We start from the raw sequence: 22,929 nt of genomic DNA on the forward strand, positions 1-22,929 counted from the left end.
ATGAAAATTAATAGATATCCTCAAAAAGAAAACTGGTCGAAATTAGTAAAAAGACCGGTTTTACAAAGAGAGAAACTCACAGAATTAATTGCTGTGATTTTTAATGAAGTTGAAAAAAACGGAGATCAGGCTTTACTTGATTTTAATAAAAAATTTGATGGAACAGAAATCCAAAATATAAAAATTTCGGAAGAAGAAATAGAAAATGCAGTAAACCAGATTAGTAATGAATTAAAACAAGCTATTCAGCAGGCAAAAGAAAATATCACAGCATTTCACGCTTCCCAAAATACTGAAAAAGAAAAAATTGAGACTACAAAAGGAGTCGTTTGCTGGAGAGAAAACAGAGCTATAGAAAAGGTTGGAATTTATATTCCGGGAGGAACAGCGCCCTTATTTTCTACAGTTCTTATGCTTGCCATTCCTGCTCAGTTAGCAGGTTGTAAAGAAATCATTTTATGTACTCCTCCAGATAAAAACGGAAATATTAATCCGGCAATTTTATATACCGCAAAACTTTGCGGAGTGACTCAACTTTTTAAAGTAGGTGGAGCACAGGCAATTGCAGCAATGACTTTAGGAACAGAAAGTATCCCTAATGTTTATAAAATATTTGGGCCCGGAAATCAGTATGTTGTAGCCGCGAAAGAATTTGCTCAAAATTATAATGTAGCCATCGATATGCCTGCAGGACCGAGTGAAGTTTTGGTTATTGCAAATGAAAAAGCTATTCCTGCATTCTGTGCCGTAGATCTGCTTTCTCAGGCGGAACACGGAAGTGACAGTCAGGTAGTTTTTCTTTCAACAGATGAAGAAATTTTTAACCGGACGATTGAAGAAACGGAAAAACAGCTTAAAGAGCTTCCCAGAAATGAATTGGCTAAAGAAGCCCTTAAAAACAGTCATTTCATTTTATTAAGTACCTTGGAAGAAGCATTTGAATTCAGTAATTTATATGCTCCGGAACACTTGATTTTGGCATTGGAAGACTTTGAAAATTATATTCCAAAAATTCAAAATGCAGGTTCTGTTTTCCTTGGAAATTATTCTTGTGAAAGTGCTGGAGATTATGCAAGCGGGACTAATCATACGCTTCCAACCAACGGATTTGCAAAGAATTACAGCGGAGTTTCTTTAGACAGCTTTGTAAAGAAAATCACATTTCAGAATCTATCCAAAGAAGGACTTCAGAATTTAGGAAAAACAATAGAAATCATGGCAGAAGCAGAAGGATTATTTGCTCATAAAAATGCCGTAAGTATCAGATTAAAAAAAGAAAATGAAAGAGTTTAATATCAATACATTAGTAAGAAAAAATATCTTAGAACTGCAGCCATACATCAGTTTCAGAGATAATAATGAATTTGAAAACCCGGTTTTACTGGATGCCAATGAAAGTCCGTTTGGAGAACTGAACCGCTATCCGGACTCTACGCAGAAAGAACTAAAACAAAAGCTTTCTGAGATCAAAAATATTTCGGCGAGTCAGATTGCAGTCGGAAATGGAAGTGATGAATTGATTGACTTAATCATAAAAGTTTTCTGCGAGCCGAAAAAAGATTCAATATTAATGATGAATCCTTCTTTTGCGATGTATGGATTTTATGCGTCTATCAATGAAAATAAAGTCATCAAACTAGATTTAAATGAAAATTTTGAGATCGTAAAAGATGATTTTCTTACCATTTCAAATGATTTTAAATCCAAAATATTTTTCTTGTGCTCACCGAATAATCCAACCGGAAATTCTATAGAAGATATTGAATTTTATATTCAAAATTTCAAGGGGATTGTAGTGGTCGATGAAGCTTATATCGAATTTTCAGGAAAAAAATCCTGTACAGAATTATTAGATAAATATCCTAATCTGATCGTTCTTCAGACGTTTTCAAAAGCTTGGGGAATGGCAGGAACAAGAGTTGGGATTGCTTATTCTTCACAAGAAATTATTAAGCTGATCAATACAGTAAAAGCTCCTTATAATGTCAATTCATTAAGTTTAAATAAAATAGTTGAAATAATTAGTAAACAAGAGGTTGTAAATTCAAATATAAAAAATACTTTAAATGAAATTGCCTGGCTTAAAAATGAATTTCAGTCTGTAAAATGTATTAAAAAAATATATCCGACAGATGCCAATTTCTTTTTAATCGAATTTGAAAACGTAGAAAAAATCTATGAAAAGCTATTGGAAAATGAAATTCTGACTAGCAAAAGAAGTCCGCAAATTCCGAACTGTATCAGAATTAATGTTGGAAATCGGGAAGAAAATACTCAATTAATTCAAGTTTTAAAACAGTGCCAAACCTTATAGGTTTTTAAAACCTATAAGGTTTGATAAAGTAGAAAAATAACAGATTGACAATTATTTAGAAATGAAAAAAGTATTGTTTATAGATCGTGACGGAACTTTAATTTTAGAACCATCCACAGATTTTCAGGTTGACTCTTTAGAAAAACTGGAATTCTATCCAGGAGTTTTTCAGAATCTTTCAAAAATTGCGAAGGAACTTGATTTTGAACTGGTCATAGTAACCAATCAGGATGGGTTGGGAACAGAGAGTTTTCTCTATGAAGATTTTATAAAACCTCATGAAAAGATACTAAAAGCGTTTAAAAATGAAGGAATTATTTTTAATGACATTCTGATCGATAAAAGCTTTGAAAGTGAAAATTTACCTACAAGAAAGCCCGGAATCGGAATGTTGGGAAAATATATCTACGGAGATTATGATCTTGAAAATTCATTTGTGATCGGAGATCGGTTGACAGATATTCAACTGGCGAAAAATTTAAACTCAAAAGTAATTTTCATTAACAAGATTCAGAATGAAAATGCAGAATTAACAACTGAAAATTGGAATGAAATCTACCAATATTTAAAACAAATTCCCCGAAAATCTAAAGTATCAAGAAAAACCAATGAAACCGATATTAAAATTGAAGTAAATCTTGATGGAAACGGAAATTCTGACATTTCAACCGGTTTACATTTTTTCGATCACATGTTGGAACAGATTTCAAGACACGGCAATTTAGACCTGAAAATTAAAGTGAATGGAGATTTACAGGTAGATGAGCATCACACGATTGAAGATACGGGAATTGTCTTAGGAGAAGCTATTCTAAAAGCGTTGGGAAAGAAGAAAGGGATTGAAAGATATGGTTTTCTGCTTCCTATGGACGATTGTTTAGCGCAAGTCGCTCTTGATTTCGGAGGACGTTCATGGCTGGTTTGGAACGCTGAGTTTACACGTGAAAAAATCGGAGATGTTCCGACTGAAATGTTTGAGCATTTCTTTAAATCTTTCACAGATTCTGCTAAGTGTAATCTGAATATTAAAGTAGAAGGAGAAAATGAACACCACAAGATTGAATCTATTTTTAAAGCCTTCGCAAAAGCAATCAAAATGGCGGTTAATCAATCCGATCAGAATTTTAATTTACCCTCAACAAAAGGAAGTCTATAGCATGATAGCGATTATAAAATACAACGGCGGAAACGTCAATTCCGTACAGAATGCTTTAAACAGATTAGGAGCAGAATCAATTATTACGGATGATTTTGAGCTGATTAAAAAGGCAGATAAAGTGATTTTCCCGGGAGTTGGAGAAGCATCTTCTACTATGAACAATTTAAAAGAAAAAGGGTTAGACCAATTAATTCCTACGTTAAAACAGCCGGTTTTAGGAATTTGTTTAGGAATGCAACTGATGTGTAAAAACAATGAAGAAGGAAACACTGTAGGGATGGGAATTTTTGATATTAATGTAAAAAGATTTCCTGCGATAGATATCGTTCCTCAGATGGGATGGAATACGATTTCAGATTTTAGATCCTCTGTTTTTTCTGGAATTAAAGAGGGTGATGATGTCTATTTTGTTCACAGCTACTATTGTGAGCTCTCAGAGAATACAACATCTGTTTGTGATTACATATTGCCTTTCAGCGCGTCTTTGCAAAAAGATAATTTTTATGCGATGCAGTTTCACCCTGAAAAATCAGGCAGAATAGGAAGTCAGTTATTAAATAACTTTTTAAAACTTTAACCATGCGAATTATCCCTGCAATTGATATTATCGACGGAAAATGTGTCCGTCTGTCAAAAGGAGATTACGGAACAAAAAAAATATACAATGAAAATCCAGTAGAAGTAGCCAAAGAATTTGAAAATTTTGGAATTAAGTTTCTGCACTTGGTTGATTTGGATGGAGCAAAATCCAAGCATATTATCAATCAAAAAGTATTGGAAAATATTGCCAGAGAAACCTCTTTAGAAATTGATTTTGGCGGTGGCTTAAAGACGTTAGAAGATATAGAAATCGCTTTTAATTCAGGAGCAAAACAAATTACGATCGGAAGTATTGCTATGCAAAATCCGAAGTTTTGTTTTGACTTAATTAAAAAATACGGTTCAGAAAAAATTATTCTCGGAGCCGACTGTGAAAATAGAAAAATAAAAACTTCAGGCTGGCTGGAAGAAAGTAATCAGGATGTCATTGATTTTATTCTTCAATATCAGCAAAAAGGAGTGAAAAATGTAATCTGTACCGATATTTCAAAAGATGGAATGTTGAAAGGAGCTTCAACCGATTTATACAAAGAAATTTTAAGGAAAACTTCCATTCAGTTGGTCGCAAGTGGCGGAATCTCTTGTATTGAAGATGTTTATGAGATGAAAAAAATCGGGTGTTCCGCAACGATTATCGGAAAAGCGATTTATGAAGGAAGAATTGAGTTGAAAGAACTGCAAAAATTGATTGAAAATGCTTAAAAAGAGAATCATTCCCTGTTTGGATATCAAAGACGGAACAACAGTAAAAGGAATCAATTTTGAAGGGTTGAGAAATGCCGGAAATCCCATTGAGCTGGCAAAGAAATATGAAAAAGATGGTGCAGATGAACTGGTTTTCCTGGATATTACGGCTACAATAGAAGAACGAAAAACTTTTGTAGAATTGGTAAAAGAAATTGCAAAAGAGCTAGGTATTCCTTTTACTGTAGGAGGCGGAATTTCAGCCGTTGAAGACGTAAGAAAATTACTGGAAGCCGGAGCAGATAAAATAAGCATCAATTCTTCTGCGGTTAAAAATCCACAATTAATCTCGGAGTTATCCAACGAATTTGGAAGCCAATGTATCGTTGTCGCGATTGATACAAAATTTGTTAATGGTTCAGATTGGGTTCATGTGAAAGGAGGAAGGGAAATTACGGGTTTAAAAACGTTGGATTGGGCAAAAAAAGCAGAGGAATTAGGAGCAGGAGAAATTCTTTTAACTTCAATGGATGGTGACGGAACTAAAAATGGTTTTGACTTAAGAATTACAAAACTGATCTCCGAAAACGTATATATTCCGGTCATTGCTTCTGGTGGCGCAGGAAAAATTGAAGATTTTGAAACCGTTTTTAATGAAACAAAAGCAACAGGCGGTTTGGCGGCAAGTATTTTTCATTTTGGAGAAGTGAAAATTCAGGATTTGAAAAATGAATTGAAATCTAAAAAAATTGCAGTACGATGAACATAAATTTTAATAAAAGCGAAGGCTTAGTTCCTGTCATTATTCAGGATGACAGAACATTACAGGTTCTCATGTTAGGCTATATGAATGAAGAAGCCTTTGAAAAGACTAAAAACGAAGGAATTGTCACGTTTTTCAGCCGTTCAAAAAACAGACTCTGGACAAAAGGGGAAGAATCAGGCAATTTTTTAACGGTAAAAAATATTGAAATTGATTGTGATAACGATACGATTTTAATTAGAGCTGTTCCTAAAAGTGTAGTTTGTCATACCGGAAGTTTCGGTTGCTTTGGAGATAAAAATCCGAAAGGTTTTCTCTATGAATTAGAAGAGAAAATCAACCAAAGAATTGATGAAAAAGTGGAAGATTCTTATACGTATTCATTATTTCAGAGAGGAATGAATAAAGTAGCTCAAAAAGTAGGAGAGGAAGCGGTAGAACTAGTCATTGAAGCAAAAGATAACAATGATGATTTATTTAAAAATGAAGCAGCTGATTTACTTTATCATTATTTAATTCTGTTAAAAGCTAAAAATATTAGTTTAGAAAATATTGAGGAAATATTATTGAATCGCAATAAATAAACTGTAATTTTATATCTTATTAAAAACTAATTATCATGTCAGAAAACGAAAAGAAGGAAAATCCTCAGTTAATCAATAATGAGGAAGATAATCTAAAATCAGTTAGCCAGAAAGGAGGAACACGTGGAGGAAAAGTACCTAATAACGGAGCCGCAAAGAGCGGTACTACAGGAGGATAAAAAGAAAGGGGCTAATTATAATTAGCTCCTTTCTTTTTTATATAGAATATTTTACTTAATTAAAAACTTTCTCACAGCAGTTTTACCTTCAGATTTGATAATCCCTAAATAAGCTCCTTTCTTGAGCATTGAAACATTGATCTTTGTTTCATTTTCTGTTGTAAACAAAGATCTTCCGGATAAATCTGTAACCTCAAAATGAAAATTTTTAATATCATGAGGAAGTTCAATATTTAAAATATCTTTTGCCGGATTAGGATAAATTCTCACAGCATCCAGTGTATTGATCGAAATATCAGATGTTGACAATGATGTTGTACTTGCGATTGCAAAATGCTGAAGTGCTCCAACAGAAGCTTTTCCTACATTATAAACATAAGTGGGATCTACATTGGCAAAAGTATCATTTACCGTATGTTCATTGTAGCTTCTTGTTGTTTCATAAAAACCAGTAATAATATCTCCTTTATTTTCAAAAGGCATATAATCTGAAGAATACGCATTTGACATATTGATTTGAAGCGGCGAATATAATGTCGTACAAGTTGCTAGTTGCTGAGTAAACGATAACGAAGCCGCATCATTTCCGGTTTGTCCGCTCTGATCACTTTCACAATTAATTGTATTGTTTGTATTTCCTATTTTCCCACCTACCTGATCAATATTAAATATTACCCGTAAGTTCAACTGGCGAACATTATTCTGGAATACCACATTATTAACATAATGAGTACTACCCACCAAACCTTGTTCTTCTCCTGAAAAATGAATAAACTTAATAGAATATTCCGTAGGAACGTCTTTCAGAATTCTTGCAGCTTCAAGCATTATCGAAGTTCCACTTCCGTTATCACTTACACCAGGTCCTACTATCGTATCGTAATGCCCACAGATAATCACATAGATATTTGGATATAAAGTTCCTGTTTTAGTAATAATCAGGTTTTTTGACGTAGAGCTTCCGTAGGTAAAAGAATCTTCTGTAATCTGACTCGCATCGTAGCCGAATGACTGGTATTTTGTTTTAAGCCAATCCAGTGCGTTGGTATTTGCCGTAGAACCGGTAGTTTTCACTCCTAGATTACCAAACTCCTGCAAAAGAGTCGTGACATTCGTCTGAGAAACCTGATTGGCCCTCGTTTGATAAGCCTGAATAAAACTTTGTGCCTTACTGCAAAACCCGACAACTGATAACAATAGGAGAGTACTGATCTTTTTCACTGGAAATCCTCGATTTTAAACGTTATTAATAAAGGACAAATGTAGATAATAAAAAAATCCCGAGCAAAAAACCCGGGATTTATATTGATAACAAAAATTTTACATTATTTTACTTGATCTACAACTGCTTTGAAAGCTTCAGGGTGATTCATTGCTAAATCTGCTAAAACTTTTCTGTTAAGCTCAATGTTGTTCTTTTTAAGAGCTCCCATAAATTGAGAGTAAGACATTCCGTGTACTCTAGCTCCCGCGTTGATACGAGTGATCCAAAGTGCTCTGAAGTTTCTTTTCTTCTCTTTTCTACCACGGTAAGCATATTGCATTGCTTTTTCTACCGCGTTTTTAGCTACCGTCCAAACGTTCTTTCTTCTACCGAAAAAACCTTTAGCTTGCTTTAAAATTTTCTTTCTGCGAGCTCTTGAAGCTACTGCATTTACTGATCTTGGCATAATTTAAATTGTTTTTTTGAAATGTGCGGTAATTGTTTCATTACTCTTAGTTGCTCCATTTCAGGGTTAAATTGTTGAATTTGTTTGAATTCTTATAAACCGAATATAGATTTATAAAAACTACTTAATTGCTAATTGACGTTGAACGCTTTTCTCATCCACTTTAGCTACGTAAGAAGTGCTAGTAAGATTTCTCTTCTGCTTAGTTTCTTTCTTAGTTAAGATGTGGCTTTTGTAAGCATTTTTTCTTTTGATCTTACCTGTTCCAGTAAGAGCAAAACGCTTTTTAGCACCTGATTTCGTTTTTAATTTTGGCATTGTTTTGCTTTTTATTGTTTTGTTATCAATATCTGTAGTGGTTCCCTATAATAGGAATAATAGTCTGCAAAATTAAGAAAAAAAATCGATATATGAACACGCTTTAGTGTAATATTTTGCGCTTTTCAATACAGAAAAAAGAGACTTCTAAAAGAAATCTCTTTTTATATGGCTCAATCAGTAGATATTGATACTACTGAAATCTTTTTTTAAATTATTTTGCTGGTTTTTTAGGACTCATCATCATAATCATCCTCTTTCCTTCAAGCTTAGGAAGCTGGTCTACTTTTCCAACGTGCTCAAGTTCCTGAGCCAGTTTTAGAAGCAAGATTTCTCCCTGATCTTTAAAGATAATCGAACGTCCTTTAAAAAATACGTAGGTTTTTAATTTTGAACCTTCTTCAAGGAATTTTTCAGCATGCTTTTTCTTGAATTCGTAATCGTGTTCATCAGTCTGAGGTCCGAAACGGATCTCTTTTACAACCACTTTTACTTGCTTAGCTTTTAGTTCCTTTTGCTTTTTCTTTTGCTCATATAAGAATTTTTTGTATTCTAATATTCTTGCAATAAACGGTTCTGCCTTATCGGAAATTACTACTAGATCCAATTCTTGTTCCGCAGCAATTTGTCTTGCTTTGTCAATTGGATAAATTCCCGGCTCTACGTTATCGCCCACTAAACGAAGCTCTCTCACACGAATTTTATCGTTGATCAAGTGTAAGTCCTCCTGTACAGGACGTCTTTGTGGGCCCCTGTTGTTAAATCTTTGTGCTATTGTATTATAATTTTATTGGTTAACTTTCTATTTTATATAAATCATTCTGAATGAAAATTAAGTTTAATAATTTATTCAGAATGATATTTTTTAGATTTAAGCTTTAAACTCAAATCCTGTTTTTGACTGTTCTTTAAAATAAGTGACAAAGTTCTCGATACTCATTGCTCCTAAATCTCCTTCACCACGTCTTCTTACAGAAATTGTGCCATCATTTTCTTCATTTTCTCCCACTACAATCATGAATGGAATCTTCTTCAATTCTGCATCACGGATCTTTTTACCCGTTTTCTCGTTTCTGTCATCAATTAATCCGCTAATATCGTGATTTTCCAATAATTGAGAAACTTTTTTAGCATAATCTACATATTTCTCACTGATTGGCAAGATAATGAACTGATCTGGGGCTAGCCACAATGGGAAATCTCCTGCTGTATTTTCAATTAAAATCGCAATAAATCTTTCCATAGAACCGAATGGCGCTCTGTGAATCATTACCGGTCTGTGCTTTTCTCCATCATTTCCAGTATACCAAAGATCGAATCTTTCCGGTAAGTTATAATCTACCTGAATGGTTCCTAATTGCCATTTTCTTCCTAAAGCATCTTTCACCATGAAATCCAGTTTAGGACCGTAGAATGCCGCTTCACCGTATTCAGTTACTGTATTTAATCCTTTTTCAGTAGCAGCGGTTACGATTGCATTTTCAGCTTTCTCCCAGTTTTCATCGGTTCCGATATATTTTTCTTTATTATTCGGATCTCTTAATGAAATCTGTGCCGTAAAATCAGCAAAACCTAATGAACCGAAAACATAAAGAACCAAATCGATCGTTTTCTTAAATTCATCCATCAACTGATCCGGAGTACAGAATAAATGTGCATCATCCTGAGTAAAACCACGAACTCTCGTTAAGCCGTGAAGCTCACCACTTTGCTCATATCTGTAAACCGTACCAAATTCGGCATATCTTTTAGGTAAGTCTCTGTAGCTCCATTGCGAGGTTTTATAAATTTCACAGTGATGCGGACAGTTCATTGGCTTCAGCATAAATTCTTCTCCTTCATTCGGAGTTTTGATAGGCTGGAAGCTATCTGCTCCATATTTATCCCAGTGTCCTGAAGTTACATATAATTCTTTTGCTCCGATGTGCGGAGAAATTACAAACTCGTACCCTGCTTTTTTCTGAGCTTCAGAAAGGAAATTTTCTAATTTTTTTCTCAAAGCAGCTCCTTTTGGTAACCATAAAGGCAATCCCTGACCAACTTTTTCAGAAAAAGCAAAAATTCCCAGTTCTTTACCTAATTTTCTGTGATCTCTTTTTTTAGCTTCTTCTAAAAGCTCTAGATATTCTGTTAAATCTTTCTGTTTTGGGAAAGAAATACCATAAACTCTCGTTAATTGAGGATTGTTTTCATTTCCTCTCCAATAAGCTCCTGCTGCATTTAAAATCTTCATTGCCTTCACAATACTTGTGTTCGGAATGTGTCCTCCACGACAAAGATCTGTGAAATCGTCGTGTGTAACGAAAGTGATTTCTCCATCATTAAGATTAGAAATCAATTCCACCTTATAAGGATTATCTGCATACACTTTTAAAGCTTCTTCTTTAGAAACCGGATACAAAGAGAATGTAGAACCTTTTTTAGCGTTTTCTAAAACCTTTTTTTCAATTTTTTCAAAATCTTTATCAGACAAACTTTCGTCACCGAAATCTACATCATAATAAAATCCTTTTTCGATTGCAGGACCGATTGTCAACTTAGCGTTAGGATAAAATTCAAGGATAGCCTGCGCCAAAAGGTGGGCAGAAGAATGCCAGAAAGCTTTCTTTCCAAGATCATCGTTCCAAGTCAACAGCTGTACCGTAGAATCCGTGGTTATAGGCGTGGTTGTCTCTACTTGTTTGTCGTTTACAACTGCGGAGATGGTATTTCTAGCCAATCCCTCGCTTATAGATTTTGCCACATCTAGCGGAGTAACTCCCGCCTCGAATTCTTTGACGCTATTGTCTGGAAGTGTAATTTTTATCATTGTTTACTAAGAAATTTTAAGATGCAAAAATACGCATTTTTTAGTTAAAATACTATATTCGCATATACTTAAACCCAGAATTAATATTAAATAATGAAAAAAATATTTTCAACATTCACTATTATCATTTCTATATTCAGTTTTTCTCAGAAGAATACTTCAAAATTTTCGGTCACTTATAACAAAAACATTGAAACCTATTTTCTTGCAGAAATCCTTTCAGCAGGGCATAGAAGAAACAATAAAGACTTTGAATTATATAAAATTAAAGATTGTTCAGGCTATCAACCCATCGTTAAAAAAGCATTAGATAAATTCGGACATTTAAAAAACGCTCCCATTTCTGTAGCTACAGCAGAACTTAATGATGTCATCATGGAAAAATACGGTTTGGGGAATGATGCTCTGATGAAATCATTAGTGTACCATCAGGAATTCCCTTCAAAAGATTGGAAAAATGATTATGAATTTGAGTTTTTCCGCTTAAATAAAGAACAAAATGAAGAAGTAACTCTTTTAATTAAAAACTATCTTAATGAACTTTCAAAATTTTATACCCAAGAGAAAATAGGAGCGTTTTTCAATGAAAATAAAGACTTTTACCAAGGTGCAATAAATGAATATAATAAACAGATTCCTGCAGGTTTTACCAACGCAATGGAGCAGTTTTATGGTGAAACATTCAATCAGTATGTTATTCTCATTTCACCCATGATGATGTGGCCTATTTCTGACGGAGAAGGAAGGGGAATTGGAACTGATCTTGTTCTAAAATCCGGCGCGAAAAATATTTATGAGATCGCAAGTCCTTTTGTGAAAGTTGAAAAAGCAGGACAATTCGGATACGATAACCAGTTTCAGGCGAGGTTTTTAAGTGTACATGAGTTTGGACATTCATTTGTCAATAAGGAAGTCTATAAACATTCCGAAAAACTTCAGAAGTTTAAAGAATTGTTTGAGAAATCAAATTTGAAGGAAACCATGATTAAAATCGGTGGTTACGGAGATTATGAAACGTGTGTAGCTGAACATCTGGTAAGACTGGGAGAAATTCAAACCGCAAAAATTCAGAAAGATTTTGAAAGAGCAATAAAACTTGAAGAATATCATTTAAAGAACAATTTCATCTTTTTGCCTAAATTGGAAGAGAAAATAAAAGAGTATAACTCCAACAGAGCGAAATACAAAACTTTTGGTGATTTTGTCCCGCAATTACTTGAAGTTTTTGAAAACAGCAATATTGATTTTATAAATTCTGAACTGGAGAAAGTGAAAAAGTAATCTTTAAAGCATTTTTTTTGATAATTTATTTAACCATTAAGGAATTAAGAAAATTAAGTTGAAAGCCTTTATGCTATAAAATCTATTTAGCCATTTGATTTTCTTCATTTACCTTAATTCCTTAATGGTTCAAAATAAAACGTTGCTATAAGAAAATCAATGATTTCTCTTATACCTCACTTTTTCCTTAATAATTTCAATGACATCCACATTTCTCACTTTAGATTTTACCCACCCGTGAATATCTATATAAAACAAAGATCTCCGGTAATATTCATTCCCGGCAAAGACTTCTAATTTTTTATCAAACTCTCTAAAGGAGTCCAATTGCTTATCTGGCGTCAAATTATTCAGGTTTTTGAAAAATGTAATGCTTTCGAAATGGAATTCATCCGGCTTTTTCATCTTTTTAGCAAACTTCAATATCGCCTTTATAAATTCATCATAATCCTCATCATTTCCCGACTCATGTTTCGCCATTAAAATCAAAATCCTTGTGTGAAACAGTAAGTCTTCCTGTACATTTCCTTTAGATTCAATTACTTTTAATGAGTATTTTATTGATTCTTTAAACTTTTTACTTCCAAAAAACATTGCCGCCATTTTTAGGTAAAGAATCATAAAATGGTGTTCGTCTATTTTATCCCGAAGCCTTTCCATTTTCAGTTCAATTTCTGGAATTAATTTGGAGCCTGAAAAGAATTCACCTTTCACAAAGTGAATATTCATTAAAGTATTATAATGAGTCAGAAAAACAAGAGATTGTATGTTTTCATTTTGAGCAAAACTTGAAGAGGAAACCACTTTATTAAAATCTTTAAAACTTTCTTCCAAAATATCAATATTTCCATAAAGAAACAGGATTTTTAGTAGGTAAGTATTGCCCTTGATATACCAAACCGGATGACTCATGATCATCTCCGGATTTTTATGAAACAGATCTACCCATTGATAAGCATATTTCAAGGTATATTTATACTCCTGAAGCAACTGATTTTTCCATACATGGGCTTTAAAATACCATAGTTTTTCAGTAAAATTCAGTTTTTCAAAATTAATTTTCTGAATCTGAGCATTAAAGATTTCCATGATTTCAGCTCTGTCTTCATTATTTTTCACATATCCATGCGTCAGCATTTCACTATATAATTTCAACGATAGATTAGAAAGTTCTGTGGCATAGTGATTCTGTTTGCTGATTTCCGTAGATTGTTGTATCAATTCATCGGCGCGTCCTTCAATACTTCGCGTAATAAACTGAGATTCAATTACCTTTTCCAGATCAATAATTTCTGATGCAATGCTTTTTTCGTCCAGTTCTAAAGCAGACTGCTTGGTTTTGTCTAAAATCTTCAACGCTTGTTTATAAAGCCCTTTTTGATATAAAATATTCGCAAAATCTAACTGCTCGCGTAATTGTATTCTGTAATTCTGATGACTTGGATTCATTCTCAGACTTATCAGAATTTGTTTATAAAGATGCGCCTTCAGATTGGATAATTGTTGTTTGGTAGAAATTTTCTTATCAAGAATGATATTTTCATCATATTCTTTCATCTTATCAATTTCTGAAAACAGGAGAAGAAATTTTGCATCTACATTTATTCCGAGACGGTTTACATAGAGCTTGAATTGCCTTTTTTCGGAGGTCGTTAACGACTTAATCAATACAAATAAAAAATCTTTCTGCAATTCTGCCATTGTAAATATTTGGAATTTAATATAATGATACTCAAATTATTGGAATAAAAAATCAATATTTTGAGTATTGTAATTTTTATAAAAAACGAAAATTCAAAAACCTTTCAACTTTCTAGTTTTGAATCAAAATTAAATAAAAACTTCATTATGAGTTCCGAAAAAGTTGAAATTTTTGATACCACGTTGCGTGATGGAGAGCAAGTCCCGGGTTGTAAATTAAATACAGAACAAAAATTAATTATTGCCGAAAAACTGGACGAGCTCGGTGTAGATGTTATCGAAGCTGGTTTCCCAATTTCCAGCCCAGGAGATTTTCATTCCGTTTCGGAGATTTCAAAGCTGGTAAAAAACGCAAAGGTCTGCGGATTAACAAGAGCCAACCAAAAAGATATTGATACTGCTGCAGAAGCCCTAAGATACGCCAAAAGACCAAGAATACATACAGGAATCGGAACTTCTGATTCTCATATCAAATTCAAATTCAATTCGAACAGAGAAGATATTATCGAAAGAGCGGTTCAGGCTGTAAAATACGCTAAAACCTTTGTAGAAGATGTGGAATTCTATGCTGAAGATGCAGGAAGAACAGATAACGATTATTTAGCACAAGTTTGTGAAGCTGTTATCAAAGCCGGAGCTACAGTTCTGAATATTCCTGATACAACCGGATATTGTCTGCCTGAAGAGTATGGCGAAAAAATAAAATATTTGAGAGAAAATGTAAAAGGCATTGACAAGGCAATCCTGTCTTGTCACTGTCATAACGATTTGGGAATGGCAACCGCAAATTCTATTGCTGGAATCGTGAACGGAGCCAGACAGATCGAATGTACCATCAACGGACTTGGAGAAAGAGCAGGAAATACAGCGTTGGAAGAAGTTGTAATGATTCTTAGACAGCATCCACATTTAAAATTATATACTGACGTTCAGTCCAGAATGCTCAATCCTATGAGTATTCTGGTTTCTGAATTGATGGGAATGTCTGTGCAGCCCAATAAAGCAATAGTTGGTGCAAATGCATTTGCTCACAGTTCAGGAATTCATCAGGATGGCGTGATTAAAAACAGAGAAACTTACGAAATTATCGATCCGGAAGAAGTAGGTGTAAACGCTTCAACGATTGTATTGACAGCAAGAAGCGGGCGTTCTGCTTTGGCTTACCGATTCAAACATATTGGTGTGGATGTTACTAAAAACGAACTTGACTTCTTATATCAGGAATTTTTGAAAGTTGCTGACATGAAAAAAGAAGTCGATAATGATGATTTAAGTTCCATCATCGAAAGAGTGACAAGAAAAATAGGGTAGGATCATTGATTTAACTGTGCTAAAATTAAAATGAACAACAATAAAAAAACACTTTTTGACAAAGTTTGGGATGCTCATGTTGTAGAAACTATTCCAGACGGACCTCAAATTATATACATCGACAAACATCTGATTCACGAAGTAACAAGCCCACAAGCTTTTGCCGAGCTAGAATCTAGAAATTTAGAAATTTTCAGACCTAACCAAATTGTAGCAACTGCCGATCACAATGTTCCGACCTTGGATCAGGACAAACCGATTCGTGATGATTCTTCAAGAAATCAGGTGGAGCAGCTCACAGAAAACTGCAAGAAAAACAATATTGAATTGTATGGTTTAGGGCATCAATATCAAGGCATTGTACACATTATTGCTCCAGAATTGGGCGTTACGCAACCCGGAATGAGTATTGTTTGCGGAGACAGCCATACTTCTACCCATGGCGCTTTTGGTTCTATTGCTTTTGGAATAGGAACCAGTCAGGTGGCGCAGGTTTTTGCCAGCCAGTGTTTATTGCTGAACAAACCAAAATCGATGAGAATTACCGTAAATGGTCAATTAAATAGAAATGTTCAGCCTAAGGATGTGATTTTATATATCATTTCAAAAGTCGGAACCGATAGCGGAACTGGGTATTTCTGTGAATATGCCGGAAATGTTTTTGAAGAAATGTCGATGGAAGGCAGAATGACGGTTTGTAATATGAGCATTGAAATGGGTGCTCGCGGAGGAATGATTGCTCCTGATGAAACCACTTTCAACTATGTTAAAGGGAGAACTTTCGCTCCAAAAGGGGAAGAATGGGAAGAGAAATTAGAGTATTGGAAAACCTTAAAAACAGATGATGAAGCTGTTTTTGATGCCGAGTTTTCTTTCGACGCATCAGAAATCTATCCAATGATTACCTACGGAACCAATCCGGGAATGGGTATTTCTATCAACCAGAATATTCCGGATCCTCAGAATGAATCTGAAAAAAAGGCTTTAAAGTATATGGGATTAAAAGCCGGGCAAGCACTATCTGATATTGCAGTGAATTATGTTTTCATCGGAAGCTGTACCAATGCAAGAATCGAAGATTTTCGTTCTGCAGCTAATTATATTAAAGGAAAAAGTAAATCTGAACATGTTCAGGCTTTAATTGTTCCCGGATCTCAACAGGTTGTAAAACAGATATTTGAAGAAGGATTAGATGAAATTTTCAACGAGGCAGGTTTTCAGATCAGACAACCGGGCTGTTCTGCCTGTCTAGCAATGAATGACGATAAAATTCCGGAAGGAGAGTACTGTGTTTCAACTTCCAACAGAAATTTTGAAGGAAGACAAGGACAGGGAGCCAGAACGATTTTAGCAAGTCCTTTAATGGCGGCAAAGGTTGCGATTGAAGGAAAAATTTCAGTCTTTGAAAACTAATTTAAGGTGAATTTCACATTAATAATTTAACACAATGCAAAAATTAGTCATTATAAAATCCCGGGCCATTCCTTTGCCGGTAGAAAATATAGATACAGACCAGATTATTCCTGCCAGATTTTTAAAAAGTATTGATAAAAACGGTTTCGGAGATAATCTTTTCAGAGATTGGAGATACAATGTTCATACGGATGAACCCAATCCTGATTTTGTTTTGAATAATCCAAAGTACAGCGGTGAAATCCTTGTTGCAGGAAACAATTTCGGTTGCGGAAGCAGTCGTGAGCACGCGGCTTGGTCTTTAACAGATTATGGTTTTAAAGTTGTTATTTCAAGTTTTTTCGCCGATATTTTTAAGGGAAATGCTTTAAACAACGGATTATTGCCTGTAAAGGTTTCGGAAGAATTTTTAAAAGAAATTTTATCCGACATTACTGAAAATCCTGAAAAAGAAATTCTGATTGATGTTGAGAAACAAACGATTACTTTCAATGATAAAAGTGAAAATTTTGAAATTGATTCTTATAAAAAAATATGTCTGATCAACGGTTATGATGATATTGACTTTTTAATCAGCAGAAAACAAGCCATTCAGGAATTTGAATTAAAAACACAAAAAGTATATGAAAACTGATTTTAATATTGCCGTTCTTCCAGGAGACGGAATCGGACCGGAAGTGGTGAATGAAAGCATTAAGATTTTAAATGCGATTGCCGAAGCTTTTCATTATAAATTTGAATTTAAACAGGGCTTAGTAGGGGCTGAAGCAATTTTCCAAACGGGAAATCCATTACCTGATGAAACATTGGCGATCTGCAAGGAATCTGATGCTGTCCTTTTTGGAGCCATTGGAGATCCTTCTTTTGATAATAATCCTGATGCAAAAGTTCGTCCTGAGCAGGGTTTATTAAAACTTCGTAAAGAATTGGGACTTTTCGCCAATATCAGACCTTTACAAACGTATAATTCTCTGATTGAAAAAAGCCCTTTGAAAAGAGAAATTATTGAAGGAGCTGATATTCAGATATTCAGGGAACTGGTGAGCGGGATTTATTTTGGTGAAAAATTTACGGATGAGGAAGCGGGTTATGCTTATGATATTTGTAAATATAACCGTGATGAAATTGTACCTATCATTCACATGGCTTTCCAAGAAGCACAAAAGCGAAGAAAAAAACTGACTTTAATTGATAAAGCCAATGTTTTGGATACCTCCAGATTATGGAGAAAAGTCTGCAAGGAAATTGCAGCAGAATATCCGGATGTAGAGCTTGATTTTATGTTTGTAGATAATGCAGCCATGCAATTGATTTTAAATCCGAAACAGTTTGATGTGATCGTTACAGAAAATATGTTTGGAGATATTATTTCTGACGAAGCGAGCGTAATTGGAGGTTCTATCGGTTTACTTCCGTCTGCTTCCATCGGGAATGGGAATGCCATGTTTGAGCCTATTCACGGTTCTTATCCACAGGCAAAAGGAAAAGGAATTGCCAATCCGATTGCTTCTATCTTAAGTACAGCCATGATGCTTGATTATTTAAAACTGGATCATGCTGCTGAAAAGTTAAGAGAATCTGTAGAGCATGCGATAGAAAACAAATATGTTACGATAGACCTCAATGCAGAACAGCCTTATTCTACAAGTGAAGTGGGCAGTTTTATTTCGGATTATATTAAATATTCCGAAAAGACGTATTATAATTTTGAGAATGTGAAAATCGGAAAATCTACGATTGTATAATAAAGTGAATTGTCAATTTTGCTTCGTAAGTCAATAGTCAAAATAGTTAGGGTAGTTCACGAGCGGAGCGAATTGACCACTGTCAGTTCATTATTGTGTTTGACTTTTATTTTTATATTTTTTTAAGGTTTCAGCTCATTGAGCTGAAACCTTTTTTTTATTTAAAGCTTGTTTTAAATTTGATTAAATATTACAAAATCATCATTTGTTTTTGACGCAAAGTTTCTATTTATCTTGCGTATTAGAGTAAGTGAGCCAAGAATCATCAACAAGTTGATTGGATGAAGCTGGGTTTTCGAGCTTCGCGAAGCAAATTTTATTTGCCTTTGCTTTCTAAAAAAATATAAAGTTGAATTAATAAAACTTTGCGTTTAAAATAATAGAGCCATAAAAATTTAAACGACTATACACAATTTTACACCATTGTCATTCTGACGAAAGAAGAATCTCATGATAGCTTAGATTCTTCATTTCACTGCGTTACATTCAGAATGACAGAATCATAGTTTTGCTTTAGAAATCAATTATTAATTTTTTACATGCCTAAAAATTAGATATTTTAAAATCTTGTTGAAATTTTAGATTAATCCTGCTATCTTAATATTCACCATTAACAAAAAAATCCACCTTAGAAAGATGGATTTTTTTGTTATTTTTCAGTGTTATCTGTTTTTCCTGATTTGTTTTTTGAAGATTTCTGAACATCTTCTTCATCAATATCAGGTGGATTCGTTTTCTTTGACGAAGCAGGAATATCGGGGAAATCCTGATTTTGCTTTTTCGTTTCTGCACTGTTCGCAGATTCTTTGTTTTTGTCGTTTCCTTTGGTGTCCATAACTTTACATTTTTATGGTTACTATCATTCAAAGGGTTTGCCAAAAAGAAAATTGGAATGAACTAACCGCCGGTTTTTCCTGATTTATTCGTTGATGCTTTCGGAAGATCTTCTTTTTCAACCTTCTTAGGAAGATTAATTTCTGTATTTTCTTCTTTTTTAGAAGTTTTTTCGTTTTCTGTTGCCATGGTTTTATTTTTAAAGACCTAAGATACCAATTTTTCCTGTCTGATCTTCAATTTTATAATTTAATGCCTTTGCTAAAACGAAAATACTATTCAGATTTTCCATCAATTGTTTATGACCTTCTGATCTCAGTTTATTTTGATCTACAGACTTAGCAGCCGCTTCTTTTGCTTTTTGTGTCACATTTTTGATATCTTTTTCAGAAATCCTGTTGAAAAAAGAATCATCTAATGACTGGATTTCCACGCTGGGCGTAATTCTTATGTCCGCTTCCGGAAGATCAGTAATAATGAGTTTTTTATTGATTGAATCAACCTTGATCTTCATTTTATTAAGATCGTAAGAAACCTGTGCATTGGTCTTGGTATAAGTAATGATGCTATTGCTTGAAACTTCTTTTCCGAAAAATTCGTACCCCATTTTTGTCTTCTGCATGGTAGAAAAATCTTGCTCAATTACCACCATTTTATTCATTTTGGCAATCTGATTGGTCAGAATATAATAATCTGACTGTTCTGTTTTTCCTCCAAGATTCAGGCAGGATTTCAATCCAAAAAATAATAAGATCATCAACAAGGCTCCTGCTGAGAAAGGTATTATGAATCTGATATTTTTCAAATCTGTTATTTTAAAATTTCATTGATTACCGACTGGTCGTCTTTCTTCAGAATATTCACCAAATCTCTTTCGATATATCCTGTCGTAGGCATTTCTATGATTCTTCCGATTTCTTTACCGTATTTTTCTACAATAATCGTGGGAACTTTCTGAATATTATAACGGCCTTCGTCTCCTGTGGGAGATTCTTTTTTACGGTTTACCGCAATAATCGTAAGCTTATTATCAGGATATTTTACTTCCTCCAGAATTTTCATCAATCTTGGGAAATCTCTATGACTGTCCTCACACCATGTTCCCATGAAAACCGTGATATTATAGGAATTGATTTTCTCCTTTTTAAGATCATTAATTGCTTTCTGATCTATTGCATATTCATCATGCTCTTTCACATACCAGTCTGCATATGGTGCTTTCAGGAACTGCTCTTTTAATTGGTTTCCCAAAAGCATTTTGCCGTCATTTGTTGTTTCAACCTCGCGGTTTACGACTACTTTCTGAGCAATGAAGTGTTGAGCTGTAAAAGCCAAACAGGAAATCACGGCAACATTTGTAATGAGTTTTTTCATATTATTTTTCGATAATTGTCTTCAAATCAGCTGGAGAATAATATTTGTTTTTCAAGACTTTATGATCTGCCTGTCTGTACACATTAAATTTCTCACCCGATTTTTCATAAAATGATTCTACGTCTTTTGCTTTGTAAAATTCAACGGTTTCCTGAGCCTGTTCTTCATTGTCGCAAGCTTTTGACATATTGGAACGCTGAACTTCGTTGAATAGTTCTACAAATTTGCTGCCAAGTCCGAATTCCAGTGCCGCACCGCTTAAAACATATTGTAAATCACACAATGCATCAGCAATTTCTACGATATCATTGTCTGCGATCGCCTGTTTCAATTCGTTTAATTCTTCCTGTAAAAGTTCAACTCTAAGGCTGCATCTTTCCGGTGAAGGAATTTGTGGCGTATCTAAAATAGGGGCTTTGAAAGTTGTGTGGAATTCTGCTACCTGGTTCAGACTATCAATTTTATCCATGAATATTTTTTATTTAAAGCAAATATAAAAAACGATTTTGAGAAATTTACCACGCTTCTCTGAATAAAATCTCATCCTGCTGAATTGCTGTATCTTCCAATTAAAAAATCCACAGCTCATGACTGTGGATCTATTTAAACGATAGGGGTATTTTTTTTAGGCGACTATATAAAATTTTACAGCATTGTCATTCTGACGAAGGAAGAATCTCACTATAGCATAGATTCTTCATTTCACTGCGTTACATTCAGAATGACAGAGTCATCATAATTTGGATAGCAGGATTGTATATAATTGCCATTTTTTAATTCAATGATTATAATTCCTGATATTCCCAAATCCCTGAAATATCTAAAACAGTCAATCCAGGCTGCTTTTCTCCATAGCTGAAAACTCCTATATAGTTGGATTTACAGGATTCACATTGAGTTCCAAAGTATAATGTAGGCAGCTCATTCACCGTTAATTCTCCAAAATGAATTCTTCCCGGAGATGTTGTCTTCACTACATTATTATTTAAAAGCTCAGTTTTCGTTAATACCTTGTCTTCATTGTAGAGCTGAAAGATTGGAAATCCGGATTCATAGGGAGTTATTTCAAGTACATTTATGTGATTACAGGTATTGCAGGTAAACTTTACTATTACCAACGGAACAATCTCATCGTTTGTAAAGTAGTCTTTTGCAATAAGGGCTTTTTTACCCAGAATTATTTTGTTTACTATCGAATGCATTCAGGTTTGTTTATTTTTGGATCACTGTACCCACCAAATTATTATATTTCCCGCTCGGACTTTTTTTTATGGTAATTTTGATATACCCTTCCTGGGCTAATTTATTCCATGTTTTCTGATATCCTGTTGTAGCATCAATAGGAATTTTCCACATGTTCTGTACACCTCCTCCAACTTGACCAAACCAAGGAATAATATCTGCAATTTGAGATTTGAAAGGTAGTGAATTATTTAACACTTCTATTTCGTAATAGAAATCATAGGCACTTTCAGGTTGATTTAAGGCTCTCTGTGAAAAGGTATAGACGTATCCATTAATGATCGGGCTTGTAAAGCTTCCTCCTAAAGTAGGAACTCCAGTTCCGTTATAAGTACCGATCGCACCGCTGTATCTGTCAAATTTTTGCCCTGCCTGAAAAGGGACATCATCAACGATATTATATCCTCCGTTTGCAGGTGGCCATCCTCCGTTTAAATTATCTGCTTTAAAAAGAGATTCTAATTCTCCCCATTTTCCTTGCTTATAGAGTGTAAATATGCGATCTCTTGTTGGCTGACTGACTTTTCCTCCGGTATCATAAGTTGCTGCAAATTCGTTGGCACTTTTGTAGAATACCGTTTGAACATTGGGGATATGTGGTTCTACCTCACTATCCGAATTACAGGCAATTGATAAGAAAGCTGTTGATAAAAAAAATAAATACTTAAATAAATGTTTCATATAAAAATTTTAAATTATGTAACAGACAATGATGAGCTGATCGCTCATCCTGATAACTTGTCAGAAAAGATTTCATGTCTGATCTTCTTACATTTTTACAGGAAGTTATTATATAATATCCCTTTTCAAATCATCTGAATTGAAAATACATGGTAAAATAAAATCAGGGAAAATAATAGTACCTGTTTTCTAAAAATATATTTCAGAGCTTCCCTTAAAGACAAGTCGGGTAGGCGGTACAATAAGAATAATTTCGGTGATAAAATT

26 protein-coding genes are annotated in these 22,929 nt (G+C 34.1%); 13 read left to right on the top strand and 13 right to left on the bottom strand.

The features are described 5' to 3' along the window. The 8 genes from hisD to JI747_RS03970 all read left to right on the top strand — a co-directional run bounded on the left by hisD (window position 1) and on the right by JI747_RS03970 (window position 6,283). Entirely contained in the window at window positions 1-1,293 is a 1,293-nt protein-coding gene (hisD, locus tag JI747_RS03935; protein WP_225686421.1) for a histidinol dehydrogenase, read from the top strand. After that, the gene (gene hisC, locus JI747_RS03940) at window positions 1,280-2,314 is read left to right on the top strand and encodes a histidinol-phosphate transaminase (RefSeq protein WP_225686422.1); all 1,035 of its coding nucleotides are present in this window, start codon (window positions 1,280-1,282) and stop codon (window positions 2,312-2,314) included. The genes hisD and hisC overlap by 14 nt, the downstream gene beginning before the upstream one ends. A 61-nt stretch (window positions 2,315-2,375) precedes the next feature. After that, window positions 2,376-3,470 (top strand): bifunctional histidinol-phosphatase/imidazoleglycerol-phosphate dehydratase HisB, encoded by a 1,095-nt coding sequence (gene hisB, locus JI747_RS03945; protein ID WP_225686423.1) that lies wholly within the window; start codon window positions 2,376-2,378, stop codon window positions 3,468-3,470. 1 nt (window position 3,471) lies between these two features. Continuing rightward, on the top strand, window positions 3,472-4,050 hold the full coding sequence (gene hisH, locus JI747_RS03950; protein WP_225686424.1) for an imidazole glycerol phosphate synthase subunit HisH: 579 nt from the start codon (window positions 3,472-3,474) through the stop codon (window positions 4,048-4,050). 2 nt (window positions 4,051-4,052) lie between these two features. Then, the gene (gene hisA / locus JI747_RS03955; protein WP_225686425.1) at window positions 4,053-4,775 is read left to right on the top strand and encodes a 1-(5-phosphoribosyl)-5-[(5-phosphoribosylamino)methylideneamino]imidazole-4-carboxamide isomerase; all 723 of its coding nucleotides are present in this window, start codon (window positions 4,053-4,055) and stop codon (window positions 4,773-4,775) included. After that, the gene (hisF, locus tag JI747_RS03960) at window positions 4,768-5,520 is read left to right on the top strand and encodes an imidazole glycerol phosphate synthase subunit HisF (RefSeq protein ID WP_225686427.1); all 753 of its coding nucleotides are present in this window, start codon (window positions 4,768-4,770) and stop codon (window positions 5,518-5,520) included. Before hisA ends, hisF begins: the two co-directional genes overlap by 8 nt. Then, window positions 5,517-6,104 (top strand): bifunctional phosphoribosyl-AMP cyclohydrolase/phosphoribosyl-ATP diphosphatase HisIE, encoded by a 588-nt coding sequence (gene hisIE, locus JI747_RS03965; protein ID WP_225686429.1) that lies wholly within the window; start codon window positions 5,517-5,519, stop codon window positions 6,102-6,104. The genes hisF and hisIE overlap by 4 nt, the downstream gene beginning before the upstream one ends. A gap of 35 nt (window positions 6,105-6,139) precedes the next feature. Further along, on the top strand, window positions 6,140-6,283 hold the full coding sequence (locus JI747_RS03970) for a hypothetical protein (RefSeq protein ID WP_225686430.1): 144 nt from the start codon (window positions 6,140-6,142) through the stop codon (window positions 6,281-6,283). Window positions 6,284-6,334: 51 nt separating this feature from the next. Here JI747_RS03970 and JI747_RS03975 read toward each other — a convergent pair whose 3' ends face one another. From JI747_RS03975 to thrS, 5 genes are all read right to left on the bottom strand, one after another. After that, on the bottom strand, window positions 6,335-7,504 hold the full coding sequence (locus tag JI747_RS03975; RefSeq protein ID WP_225686431.1) for a M28 family peptidase: 1,170 nt from the start codon (window positions 7,502-7,504) through the stop codon (window positions 6,335-6,337). A 104-nt stretch (window positions 7,505-7,608) separates the two neighbouring features. After that, window positions 7,609-7,953 carry a 50S ribosomal protein L20 gene (gene rplT, locus JI747_RS03980; protein ID WP_225686432.1) on the bottom strand — a complete coding sequence of 115 codons (345 nt, stop codon included), beginning with the start codon at window positions 7,951-7,953 and terminating at the stop codon, window positions 7,609-7,611. 120 nt (window positions 7,954-8,073) lie between these two features. After that, window positions 8,074-8,271: a 50S ribosomal protein L35 gene (gene rpmI, locus JI747_RS03985; protein ID WP_034694453.1), complete on the bottom strand. Its 198-nt coding sequence runs from the start codon at window positions 8,269-8,271 to the stop codon at window positions 8,074-8,076. 214 nt (window positions 8,272-8,485) lie between these two features. Next, the gene (gene infC / locus JI747_RS03990) at window positions 8,486-8,986 is read right to left on the bottom strand and encodes a translation initiation factor IF-3 (protein WP_185100065.1); all 501 of its coding nucleotides are present in this window, start codon (window positions 8,984-8,986) and stop codon (window positions 8,486-8,488) included. A 156-nt stretch (window positions 8,987-9,142) separates the two neighbouring features. Next, window positions 9,143-11,080 carry a threonine--tRNA ligase gene (gene thrS / locus JI747_RS03995; RefSeq protein WP_225686433.1) on the bottom strand — a complete coding sequence of 646 codons (1,938 nt, stop codon included), beginning with the start codon at window positions 11,078-11,080 and terminating at the stop codon, window positions 9,143-9,145. A gap of 93 nt (window positions 11,081-11,173) precedes the next feature. Between thrS and JI747_RS04000 the strand changes: the two genes are divergently transcribed. After that, entirely contained in the window at window positions 11,174-12,361 is a 1,188-nt protein-coding gene (locus JI747_RS04000; protein ID WP_225686434.1) for a DUF4932 domain-containing protein, read from the top strand. A gap of 156 nt (window positions 12,362-12,517) precedes the next feature. On the opposite strand, the gene JI747_RS04005 is transcribed toward JI747_RS04000, so the two are convergent. After that, window positions 12,518-14,062: a hypothetical protein gene (locus JI747_RS04005; protein ID WP_225686435.1), complete on the bottom strand. Its 1,545-nt coding sequence runs from the start codon at window positions 14,060-14,062 to the stop codon at window positions 12,518-12,520. A 147-nt stretch (window positions 14,063-14,209) separates the two neighbouring features. Between JI747_RS04005 and JI747_RS04010 the strand changes: the two genes are divergently transcribed. From JI747_RS04010 to leuB, 4 genes are read left to right on the top strand one after another with little or no spacing between them, the layout of a single operon-like run. Continuing rightward, a complete protein-coding gene (locus JI747_RS04010) occupies window positions 14,210-15,373 on the top strand; it encodes a 2-isopropylmalate synthase (protein ID WP_225686436.1) in 1,164 nt (387 codons plus the stop codon). 30 nt (window positions 15,374-15,403) lie between these two features. Further along, entirely contained in the window at window positions 15,404-16,786 is a 1,383-nt protein-coding gene (leuC, locus tag JI747_RS04015) for a 3-isopropylmalate dehydratase large subunit (RefSeq protein ID WP_225686438.1), read from the top strand. 34 nt (window positions 16,787-16,820) lie between these two features. Beyond that, a complete protein-coding gene (gene leuD, locus JI747_RS04020; protein WP_225686440.1) occupies window positions 16,821-17,420 on the top strand; it encodes a 3-isopropylmalate dehydratase small subunit in 600 nt (199 codons plus the stop codon). Beyond that, entirely contained in the window at window positions 17,410-18,531 is a 1,122-nt protein-coding gene (gene leuB / locus JI747_RS04025) for a 3-isopropylmalate dehydrogenase (RefSeq protein ID WP_225686442.1), read from the top strand. Before leuD ends, leuB begins: the two co-directional genes overlap by 11 nt. A 649-nt stretch (window positions 18,532-19,180) precedes the next feature. On the opposite strand, the gene JI747_RS04030 is transcribed toward leuB, so the two are convergent. The 7 genes from JI747_RS04030 to JI747_RS04055 form a co-directional block, all read right to left on the bottom strand. Continuing rightward, window positions 19,181-19,366: a hypothetical protein gene (locus tag JI747_RS04030; RefSeq protein WP_225686443.1), complete on the bottom strand. Its 186-nt coding sequence runs from the start codon at window positions 19,364-19,366 to the stop codon at window positions 19,181-19,183. 62 nt (window positions 19,367-19,428) lie between these two features. Beyond that, window positions 19,429-19,554, bottom strand: a complete 126-nt coding sequence (locus JI747_RS20355) for a hypothetical protein (protein WP_262904121.1) — start codon at window positions 19,552-19,554, stop codon at window positions 19,429-19,431. A gap of 10 nt (window positions 19,555-19,564) precedes the next feature. Beyond that, a complete protein-coding gene (locus JI747_RS04035; RefSeq protein WP_225686444.1) occupies window positions 19,565-20,170 on the bottom strand; it encodes a DUF4230 domain-containing protein in 606 nt (201 codons plus the stop codon). 5 nt (window positions 20,171-20,175) lie between these two features. Further along, complete coding sequence (locus tag JI747_RS04040; protein WP_225686445.1) at window positions 20,176-20,739, bottom strand: thioredoxin family protein; 564 nt, start codon at window positions 20,737-20,739, stop codon at window positions 20,176-20,178. 1 nt (window position 20,740) lies between these two features. Continuing rightward, window positions 20,741-21,208, bottom strand: coding sequence for a nucleoside triphosphate pyrophosphohydrolase family protein (locus tag JI747_RS04045; RefSeq protein WP_225686446.1), 468 nt, complete (start codon window positions 21,206-21,208; stop codon window positions 20,741-20,743). A 316-nt stretch (window positions 21,209-21,524) separates the two neighbouring features. Beyond that, window positions 21,525-21,941: a hypothetical protein gene (locus JI747_RS04050; RefSeq protein WP_225686447.1), complete on the bottom strand. Its 417-nt coding sequence runs from the start codon at window positions 21,939-21,941 to the stop codon at window positions 21,525-21,527. 10 nt (window positions 21,942-21,951) lie between these two features. After that, a complete protein-coding gene (locus JI747_RS04055; RefSeq protein WP_225686448.1) occupies window positions 21,952-22,662 on the bottom strand; it encodes a glycohydrolase toxin TNT-related protein in 711 nt (236 codons plus the stop codon). Between the last annotated feature and the right edge of the window lie 267 nt (window positions 22,663-22,929).

It is taken from the genome of Chryseobacterium tagetis, from assembly GCF_016735585.2.
GTDB classification, from domain to species: Bacteria; Bacteroidota; Bacteroidia; order Flavobacteriales; family Weeksellaceae; genus Chryseobacterium; species Chryseobacterium tagetis.

What these genes read in the sequence shown, in the direction of transcription:
- hisD (WP_225686421.1), top strand. Translation starts at nt 1, where the DNA reads ATGAAAATTAATAGATATCCTCAAAAAGAAAACTGGTCGAAATTAGTA.
- hisC (WP_225686422.1), top strand. Translation starts at nt 1,280, where the DNA reads ATGAAAGAGTTTAATATCAATACATTAGTAAGAAAAAATATCTTAGAA.
- hisB (WP_225686423.1), top strand. Translation starts at nt 2,376, where the DNA reads ATGAAAAAAGTATTGTTTATAGATCGTGACGGAACTTTAATTTTAGAA.
- hisH (WP_225686424.1), top strand. Translation starts at nt 3,472, where the DNA reads ATGATAGCGATTATAAAATACAACGGCGGAAACGTCAATTCCGTACAG.
- hisA (WP_225686425.1), top strand. Translation starts at nt 4,053, where the DNA reads ATGCGAATTATCCCTGCAATTGATATTATCGACGGAAAATGTGTCCGT.
- hisF (WP_225686427.1), top strand. Translation starts at nt 4,768, where the DNA reads ATGCTTAAAAAGAGAATCATTCCCTGTTTGGATATCAAAGACGGAACA.
- hisIE (WP_225686429.1), top strand. Translation starts at nt 5,517, where the DNA reads ATGAACATAAATTTTAATAAAAGCGAAGGCTTAGTTCCTGTCATTATT.
- JI747_RS03970 (WP_225686430.1), top strand. Translation starts at nt 6,140, where the DNA reads ATGTCAGAAAACGAAAAGAAGGAAAATCCTCAGTTAATCAATAATGAG.
- rplT (WP_225686432.1), bottom strand. Translation starts at nt 7,953, where the DNA reads ATGCCAAGATCAGTAAATGCAGTAGCTTCAAGAGCTCGCAGAAAGAAA.
- rpmI (WP_034694453.1), bottom strand. Translation starts at nt 8,271, where the DNA reads ATGCCAAAATTAAAAACGAAATCAGGTGCTAAAAAGCGTTTTGCTCTT.
- thrS (WP_225686433.1), bottom strand. Translation starts at nt 11,080, where the DNA reads ATGATAAAAATTACACTTCCAGACAATAGCGTCAAAGAATTCGAGGCG.
- JI747_RS04000 (WP_225686434.1), top strand. Translation starts at nt 11,174, where the DNA reads ATGAAAAAAATATTTTCAACATTCACTATTATCATTTCTATATTCAGT.
- JI747_RS04005 (WP_225686435.1), bottom strand. Translation starts at nt 14,062, where the DNA reads ATGGCAGAATTGCAGAAAGATTTTTTATTTGTATTGATTAAGTCGTTA.
- JI747_RS04010 (WP_225686436.1), top strand. Translation starts at nt 14,210, where the DNA reads ATGAGTTCCGAAAAAGTTGAAATTTTTGATACCACGTTGCGTGATGGA.
- leuC (WP_225686438.1), top strand. Translation starts at nt 15,404, where the DNA reads ATGAACAACAATAAAAAAACACTTTTTGACAAAGTTTGGGATGCTCAT.
- leuD (WP_225686440.1), top strand. Translation starts at nt 16,821, where the DNA reads ATGCAAAAATTAGTCATTATAAAATCCCGGGCCATTCCTTTGCCGGTA.
- leuB (WP_225686442.1), top strand. Translation starts at nt 17,410, where the DNA reads ATGAAAACTGATTTTAATATTGCCGTTCTTCCAGGAGACGGAATCGGA.
- JI747_RS04030 (WP_225686443.1), bottom strand. Translation starts at nt 19,366, where the DNA reads ATGGACACCAAAGGAAACGACAAAAACAAAGAATCTGCGAACAGTGCA.
- JI747_RS20355 (WP_262904121.1), bottom strand. Translation starts at nt 19,554, where the DNA reads ATGGCAACAGAAAACGAAAAAACTTCTAAAAAAGAAGAAAATACAGAA.
- JI747_RS04040 (WP_225686445.1), bottom strand. Translation starts at nt 20,739, where the DNA reads ATGAAAAAACTCATTACAAATGTTGCCGTGATTTCCTGTTTGGCTTTT.
- JI747_RS04045 (WP_225686446.1), bottom strand. Translation starts at nt 21,208, where the DNA reads ATGGATAAAATTGATAGTCTGAACCAGGTAGCAGAATTCCACACAACT.
- JI747_RS04050 (WP_225686447.1), bottom strand. Translation starts at nt 21,941, where the DNA reads ATGCATTCGATAGTAAACAAAATAATTCTGGGTAAAAAAGCCCTTATT.
- JI747_RS04055 (WP_225686448.1), bottom strand. Translation starts at nt 22,662, where the DNA reads ATGAAACATTTATTTAAGTATTTATTTTTTTTATCAACAGCTTTCTTA.